A 7,592-nucleotide genomic window follows, 5' to 3' on the forward strand; every position below is an offset into this window, starting at 1 on the left:
CGCTCAGGGAGCCGTGATGAAGATCCGTACCGACTTCCCGTACGAGACCCGCCACGAAGACGTCCGCATCCCCCTCCCGGACGGAACCCGGCTGTACGCGCGCGTGTGGCGCCCGGTCACCGACGAACCCGTACCGGCCCTCCTGGAGTACCTGCCCTACCGCCTCACCGACTGGACCGCGCCCCGCGACTGGCAGCGCCACCCCTGGTACGCGGGCCACGGCTACGCCTCCGTACGGGTCGACGTCCGCGGCCACGGCAACAGCGAGGGCCTGCCCGGCGACGAGTACGACGCCGTCGAGCTCGCCGACGGCGTGGCCGTCGTGAACTGGCTCGCCGAGCAGCCCTGGTGCACCGGCAAGGTCGGCATGTTCGGCATCTCCTGGGGCGGCTTCAACTCACTCCAGATCGCCGCCCTCGCCCCCGAACCCCTCAAGGCGATCGTCACCGTCTGCTCCACCGACGACCGCTACGACAACGACGTCCACTACATGGGCGGCTCCGTCCTCGGCGTCGACATGCACGCCTGGGCGGCCACCATGCTCGCCTTCGTCGCCCGCCCGCCGGACCCCCAGTACGTCGGCGAGGAATGGCGCGCCCTGTGGCTCAAGCGCCTGGAGACCGTCGAGCCCCTCGTCCACACCTGGCTCTCCCACCAGACCCGCGACGCCTACTGGAAGCACGGCAGCGTCTGCGAGGACTACGGCGCCATCCGGGCCGCCGTCCTCGCCGTCGGCGGCTGGCACGACCCGTACCGCGACACCGTCCTGCGGCTCGCCCACCACCTCCCCCAGGACCGGGTGCGCGGCATCATCGGCCCCTGGTCCCACCAGTACCCCGACCGCGGCCTGCCGCCCGGCCCCGCCATCGGCTTCCTCCAGGAGACCCTGCGCTGGTGGGACCACCACCTCAAGGGCGTCGACAACGACGTGATGGCCGAACCGCTGCTCCGCTCCTGGATCAGCGAGTCCCACCGGCCCGCCACCGTCTACGACGAGCTCCCCGGCCGCTGGGTCGCCGACCCCTCCTGGCCCTCCCCGAACGTCACCCCCGTCACGTACGCCTTCCAGGGCGCGCCCGTCGTCGTCGACTCCCCCCAGCAGACCGGGCTCGACGCCGGCCGCTTCTTCCCCTTCGGCAACGACGCCGACCTGCCCCCGGACCAGCGCGACGAGGACGCCCACTCGGCCTGCTTCGACTTCCCCGTGCCCGAGACCGCCGAGGGCGGCGTCCCCATCGAGATCCTCGGCCGCCCCACCGTCAGCCTCGCCCTGCGCACGGCCGCCCCCACCGGACAGGTCATCGCCCGGCTCTGCGACATCGCCCCCGACGGCTCCTCGACCCTCGTCACCCGCGGCGCGCTGAACTTCTCCGCCCGCTACGGCCGCGACCGGGCCGTCGAGGCCCAGATCGGCGAGACGGAGAGCTACGTCTTCGAGCTGAACGCCATCGGCCACACCTTCCCGCCCGGCCACCGCGTCCGCCTCGCCGTCTCCTCCACGTACTGGCCCTGGATCTGGCCCCAGCCGGACGCGGCCGGCTTCACCCTCGACCCGGCCGGCTCGCACCTCACCCTGCCCGTCCGCACCCCCACCCAGGACGCCGTCGAATGGGAGGAGCCCGAGCAGTCCGAGCCCCTCGGCGTCGTCTACCCGCGCACCCTGGAGGAGCCCCGCCCCGAGCGCGTCGTCGTCCGCGACGTCGCCAAGGGCGAATGGCGGCTCGACGTCGACCCGAAGTACGGCGGCACGCGCGTGTACCCCGACGGCCTCGAATTCACCGAGGACGCCGTCGAGACCTACACCATCGACGAGAGCGGCCCCCTCTCCGCCCGCACCCGCTCCGAGTGGTCCGTCCGCCTCCACCGCCCCGAACTCGCCTGGGACTGCACGGTCGACACCCGCTCCGAGATCTCCTGCGACGCCGACTCGTTCTTCACCGTCAACGAGCTCATCTGCAAGGAGGGCGGCGAAGTCGTCTTCCACCGCACCTGGGAGGAACAGATCCCCCGCACCGCCGGCTGACCACGCGAAAGGGCCCGCACCCCGGAGACGGGATGCGGGCCCTCGCGCGTCACACGACCGCTTACGCGTCCGCGCCGGCCTTACGGCGACGGGACACGACCATCACGCCCGCGCCCAGCGCCACGGCGCCCGCCGCGACCAGGCCAAGCGGCATCGTGTCGTTCGCACCGGTGGCGGCCAGGGAGCCCTTCACCGGCGTGTTCGACGAACCGCCCTGCTGGGTGGTGTTGTGGTTGCCACCGGTGGACGGGGCCGGGGTGGGCGTCGAGGTCGACGGGGTCGGGGTCGGGGACGGCTTGGTGCCCTTGGCCGCGACGATGGCGAACCCGGCGTCCGGGAAGTCGTCGCTCATGCCGCACGAACCGTTGTCGTTCTCGTACTCGGCGTGCCCGAAGACGACACCCCGGCCGGCGGCCGCGTCGGCCGGCAGCGTCAGGCGCAGCTTCACGTCGTACGAGGCGCCCTTGGCCAGCTCGCCGACCTCGATGGACTCGAACTTGTCCGTGATCGGCGTCCACTCCAGGACGTCCGGGGACGACCACTCGATCGGGATGAGACGGCCCTCGATGGGCGACTCGTCGTCGATGATCTCGCCCGGCTTGGGCAGCCGCACGCCGGTGGCGAAGGCCTCGACGAAGTCCAGCTTGTGGTCGGTGTTGTTGGTGACGCGCAGCGAGAAGACGGCCGGCTTACCGGCGGTGACCGACTTCGGGCCGCTCATCGAGACGTTGAGGTCCTCGTCGACCTTGCACTCGCCTTCGAGCTCCTCGGCGATCTCCAGCTCGTCCTTGGCCTCGTCGAGGTCCTCCTTGGCGGCGTCCCTGACCTTCTGGGCGAGGCCGACGACCCGCGAAGCCGCGACAGCGGCGTCACCGAGGGCCTTGTCGGCCTTGCGCAGTTCCTCGTCGGCGGCCGTCTTGGCGGCAGCCGCGTCGGCGGCCGTCTTCTTCGCGGCGGTGACGGCGTCGGCGGCGTCCTTCTTCTCCTGCTCCGTCGCCTCGGGCTTCGCGAGCAGGTCCTTCTCGGCCTGGACGGCCTTGGCCAGCTCGGCGTCGGCGGCGGTCTTGGCCGCGGCGGCCGCGTCGACGGCCTTCTTCGCATCGGCGACCTTCACCTGGAGCGGGTGGTCGGCCTTGTCCAGGGCCTTCAGGTCGTCCATGGCCTTGGCCACGTCGACGACGGCCTCGTCGTACGCCTTCTGCGCGGCGGCGACGGCGGCCCGGAGCTCCTCGATCGTCGGCTCGTCCTCGTCGCCGTCCTCGTGCGAGGAGGGCTTCTGGGACTGCGGGGCGGTCGGCTTGGTGTCGGCGAAGGCGGGGGCGGCCGACAGGAACAGCGCCGGGGTGGTCACGGCGGCGGCCACGGCGGTCGCGAGAATGCGGCGGATCTTCACGGTGCGGACCTTTTCCTGGTCAGAGAAAGAGTGCGAAGTGTGGTGGTGGGGCGGGCGCGCGCGGGGACTTCACGCGGCGCGCCGCAGGCGTGATCGTAAAACGAGGGGGCCCTGACCCGGAGTTGTGTTTTCGCAGCTCACAGCGATACCCGAGACTCACGCCACGCATATACGGGACAAACCCTGACAGTTGCTCACGGAGGCCGCACTTTCTCTGTGATCCATGTCATCCTCGCCCGGCGGCCCGGCCCGTAACGTGTCCTCCACACACCTGGAAAGCGAGGCACGCACAGATGTCCGAGCACAGCCCGCTCGATCTGGCCGAGGGCGATCCCTTCGGCCCGCACAACCTCCCGTACGGCGTCTTCTCCACCGCCGACGAGCCCGGCCGGCGCCGGCTCGGCGTCCGGATCGGCGGGTACGTGCTGGACGCGGGTGCCGCGGCGCGCGCGCTCGGCTCCCCGTACGCGAGCCTGCTCGACCAGCCGAGCCTGAACCCGCTGCTCGCGGCCGGCCGGACCGCGTGGCGCGATGTGCGCCGGGCGCTGACGGCGTGGGTGACGGTGCCGGCGCACCGGGCGGACGTCGAGCCGCTGCTGCACCCGCTGGACGCGGTGACGCTGCACCTGCCGTACGAGGTCGCGGACTACGTCGACTTCTACGCGAGCGAGCACCACGCGACGAACGTGGGGCACATCTTCCGCCCGGACGGCGACGCGCTGACCCCCAACTGGAAGCACCTGCCGATCGGTTACCACGGCCGCGCGGGCACCGTGGTGGTCTCGGGGACCGATGTCGTACGCCCCTCCGGGCAGCGCAAGGCGCCCACGGACCCGGCACCCGTCTTCGGCCCGTCGATCAAGCTGGACATCGAGGCGGAGGTCGGCTTCCTCGTCGGCACCCCGTCGGAGCTGGGCAGGCCGGTGCCGCTGGCGGACTTCCGCGAGCACGTCTTCGGTCTGACGCTGCTGAACGACTGGTCGGCGCGTGACGTCCAGGCCTGGGAGTACGTGCCGCTCGGCCCGTTCCTCGGCAAGTCCTTCCAGACCTCCGTCTCGGCCTGGGTCACCCCCCTGGAGGCCCTGGACGCGGCCCGTACGGCCCCGCCGGCCCGCGACTTCCCCCTTCTCCCCTACCTCGACGACAGCGAGGCGGAGGAGCTCGGCGGCTTCGACCTCCGCATCACCGTCGCCATCAACGGCGAGGTCGTCTCGGAGCCGCCGTTCTCCACCATGTACTGGACCGCGGCCCAGCAGCTCGCCCACATGACGGTGAACGGCGCCTCCCTCCGTACCGGCGACCTCTACGGCTCCGGCACCGTCTCCGGCCCGGAGACCCACCAGCGCGGCTCCCTCCTGGAGCTCACCTGGAACGGCCGTGACGCCCTCGAACTCCCCTCCGGCAAGCGCACGTTCCTCGAGGACGGCGACGAGGTCGTCCTCACGGCCTGGGCTCCCGGCCCGGACGACACCCGGGTGACCCTGGGCGAGGTCCGGGGCCGGATCGTTCCGTCCGCGTAACCGTCCGCGCGCCTACCGGAGCCGCCAGAGCGCGGGGACGTTCGGCGGCTCCCAGCCGGCCTGGGCCGTGTGTGCCTGGAGGCACGCATAGCCCAGGCCGCCGTACGTGACGGTGTCGCCCGCCCGGTAGGCGGTCCCGGCGGCCCAGGTGCCGCCGGGGCTGCCGGTGGGCGTGCCGGTGGGGGTCGACGTCGGGGACGGCCCCGGGTCCTGCGGCACGTTCAGGACGAAGTCGAAGGCCGCCTCCCGGCCGCCGCCCGCGTCCCGGACGGTCATGAGCAGCCGCGGGTCGAAGATGGTGTCGGTGTTGTTGCGGGGCTCGTTCGGGAAGTACAGCTGGGTGGTCAGCACCGGGCGGCCGGGGGCCTGCAGCTTGACGTGGATGTGCCGGGTGCGGCCGGGGTAGAGGCCGGGCACGATCGTGGTGAGCCTGAACGCGCCGCCGGCGTCGGTGAACTGGTGGCCGCGGAAGCGGAATCCGGTGTTGTCGTAGGCGCCGTTGGTGTCGGCCTGCCAGAAGTCCAGCAGGACACCGGAGACCGGCTTGCAGGCGAGACCGAAGACGTAACCGCTGACGGTGAGCCGCACCCCGGGTGTCCCGGCGTCCACCAGGCTGCTCCGCAGCGGGGAGTTGGGCTTGAAGTACGGCCCTTCGGTCTGTGACGGGGTGGGGTCGTCGCCGTCGTCGCACGCCGGGGTGAGCGCGGGCGGGGCGTCGCCGGTGGTGAGCGTGCGGGCGAGCGCGGGGACGCCCATGAGGACGGCGGGGGCCGCCATGCCGGCGGCCAGCGCGGCGCGCAGCACCGCCTTGCGGGTGACGTGCCCGGTGCCGGTCTCGTTCTCCATGCCTGCTCCTCGGAGGTGGGGGCTTCGGGATCGGCACGAACCTAGGCGGGTGAGCCGTCGCCTTCGAGGGACGGAGCACGGCGGTCGTGGTGTTTTCGGAAGTCCCCCGGGCTCCGTCCGGTCTCGCGGCGGAAGAAGCGGCAGAAGTAGGCGGGGTCGTCGAAGCCGACCCTGGCCGCCACCTGACGGATCGACAGCTCCGTTCCGACGAGCAGCCGTTGGGCCTCGCGGGTGCGGGCCGCGCGCAGGAGGTCGCCGGGGGTGCGGCCGGTGGCGGTGCGGACGGCCTCGGTGAGATAGCCGGGGGTGACGCCGATCAGCTCGGCGCACTCGCGTACGGTCCTGCCCTCCGCTCCGGTACGGGCGGCCAGGCGGGCGAACTCCTCGGCGACGGCCCCGGTCCTGCCCTGCGGGGGTGCCACGGGCGGTGGCCCGTCCGCGCCGGGGCCCGGGAGCCGTGCGGTGCGGACCAGGAGGACGTGCAGCAGGGACCGCAGCACGGTGGCGAAGCCGTCGGCGCCGTGCCGGTGTTCCTCGACGAGTTCGGCCATCAGCCGGGCGGTACGCGCGTGCGTGGGGCCGTCGAGGGTGTGCCAGGGGCGTTCGCCGAGGCGGCGGAGGAGGTCCCGGTCGCCGGGGTGGTCGAGGAGGAAGTCCTCGGTGAAGAGGACGACGGTGCCGTCGAGGCCTTCGGCGTCCTCCCAGCGGTGCACCTGGCCGGGCAGGATGACCCCCAGGTGGGGCGGGCTCAGCGGCCAGCGGGACAGGTCGACGACGTGGGTGCCGGTGCCGGAGGTGACGTGGACGATCTCGTGGAAGGTGTGCCGGTGCGGGAAGGCGGCGCGGGACAGCGGGCCGACGGCGTCGAAGCTCCCGGCGGCGAAGGGCACGGCGTCGGGGAGGCTCAGTTCGAGGCGGTGCATGGGCGGGTCGCCGGGTTTCGGGGCGGCGCAGGGGGTGCCGGGTAAGACGGTCGTGCCACGCATGCGGAACGCTTCCCCTCTCGACAGTTGGTACAGACCATTCGGGGCGGTTTCCACGATGCCACGGGACCTCCAATGGGTCACCCCCGCGTGCGGGGCACCCGGGCGGCGGCACATGCTCCAGACAGCGGGCTCAGGGGAGGGGCCACGCGACTCCGGCGCCCCCAGGGCGGGGCGCACCCCATCCCGAGGAGCACTCCATGTCCGCACGACCCCGCCGCAACCGTCCGCTCATAGCCACCGGCCTCGGCCTCACCGCGCTCGCCGCCACGGCGCTCGTGGCGGGCCCCGCGCAGGCCGCCGGCCCCGGCGACGTGGCCCGGGACCTGGGCAAGGCGTACACGGCGACGGCGAAGTACGCGTACGAGCCGCTGGCCGTCAAGGCGGGCTACCTGAAGACGAACGTGTGCGTGGCCATGCCCGGCGAGGGCGGCATGGGCTACCACTACGTCAATCCGGCCAACATCGGCTCGACCGACCCGTCCCGGCCCGCCGTCGTGATCTACGCGACCGGCAAGGACGGCGACCGGCACCTGGTCGCCGTCGAGTGGGTGGTGGCGTACACGGGACAGCCGGCGCCGAAGATGTTCGACCGGCCCTTCGACGGGCCCTTCGACAACCCGGTGCTCGGCAAGATCTACGACCGGCACGTCTGGCTGTACAAGAAGAACCCGGCCGGCCTGTTCGCGCGCTACAACCCGACCGTGACCTGCCCCTGAGGCGTACGGCGGAGGGGGGGGGGGGGGGGGGGGGGGGGGGGGGGGGGGGGGGGGGGGGGGGGGGGGGGGGGGGGGGGGGGGGGGGGGGGGGGGGGGGGAGGAGGGGGG

The 7,592-nt window shown here is 72.8% G+C and carries 6 protein-coding genes; 3 read left to right on the plus strand and 3 right to left on the minus strand.

Going from position 1 to position 7,592, the window contains the following annotated elements:
- Nucleotides 1-16: 16 nt before the first annotated feature.
- Entirely contained in the window at nt 17-2,023 is a 2,007-nt protein-coding gene (locus ACZ7G1_RS28705) for a CocE/NonD family hydrolase (RefSeq protein ID WP_470876906.1), read from the plus strand.
- A 61-nt stretch (nt 2,024-2,084) separates the two neighbouring features.
- On the opposite strand, the gene ACZ7G1_RS28710 is transcribed toward ACZ7G1_RS28705, so the two are convergent.
- Complete coding sequence (locus tag ACZ7G1_RS28710) at nt 2,085-3,416, minus strand: peptidase (protein WP_470876904.1); 1,332 nt, start codon at nt 3,414-3,416, stop codon at nt 2,085-2,087.
- A gap of 293 nt (nt 3,417-3,709) precedes the next feature.
- Here ACZ7G1_RS28710 and fahA point away from each other — a divergent pair, with 293 nt between their 5' ends.
- Nucleotides 3,710-4,936, plus strand: a complete 1,227-nt coding sequence (gene fahA, locus ACZ7G1_RS28715) for a fumarylacetoacetase (RefSeq protein WP_470876902.1) — start codon at nt 3,710-3,712, stop codon at nt 4,934-4,936.
- Nucleotides 4,937-4,948: 12 nt separating this feature from the next.
- Here fahA and ACZ7G1_RS28720 read toward each other — a convergent pair whose 3' ends face one another.
- Together ACZ7G1_RS28720 and ACZ7G1_RS28725 are read right to left on the minus strand one after the other, a co-directional pair.
- Complete coding sequence (locus ACZ7G1_RS28720) at nt 4,949-5,782, minus strand: dioxygenase family protein (RefSeq protein WP_470876900.1); 834 nt, start codon at nt 5,780-5,782, stop codon at nt 4,949-4,951.
- A 41-nt stretch (nt 5,783-5,823) separates the two neighbouring features.
- A complete protein-coding gene (locus ACZ7G1_RS28725; protein ID WP_470876898.1) occupies nt 5,824-6,768 on the minus strand; it encodes a helix-turn-helix domain-containing protein in 945 nt (314 codons plus the stop codon).
- A gap of 197 nt (nt 6,769-6,965) precedes the next feature.
- On the opposite strand from ACZ7G1_RS28725, the gene ACZ7G1_RS28730 reads away from it, so the two are divergent.
- A complete protein-coding gene (locus ACZ7G1_RS28730; RefSeq protein ID WP_470876896.1) occupies nt 6,966-7,484 on the plus strand; it encodes a hypothetical protein in 519 nt (172 codons plus the stop codon).
- Nucleotides 7,485-7,592: the final 108 nt, after the last annotated feature.

This window comes from Streptomyces sp. NPDC037273 (genome assembly GCF_055603625.1).

Bases quoted from the DNA above. Each gene is read 5' to 3' on its own strand.
- ACZ7G1_RS28705 (WP_470876906.1), top strand. From the start codon at position 17: ATGAAGATCCGTACCGACTTCCCGTACGAGACCCGCCACGAAGACGTC.
- fahA (WP_470876902.1), top strand. From the start codon at position 3,710: ATGTCCGAGCACAGCCCGCTCGATCTGGCCGAGGGCGATCCCTTCGGC.
- ACZ7G1_RS28720 (WP_470876900.1), bottom strand. From the start codon at position 5,782: ATGGAGAACGAGACCGGCACCGGGCACGTCACCCGCAAGGCGGTGCTG.
- ACZ7G1_RS28725 (WP_470876898.1), bottom strand. From the start codon at position 6,768: ATGCGTGGCACGACCGTCTTACCCGGCACCCCCTGCGCCGCCCCGAAA.
- ACZ7G1_RS28730 (WP_470876896.1), top strand. From the start codon at position 6,966: ATGTCCGCACGACCCCGCCGCAACCGTCCGCTCATAGCCACCGGCCTC.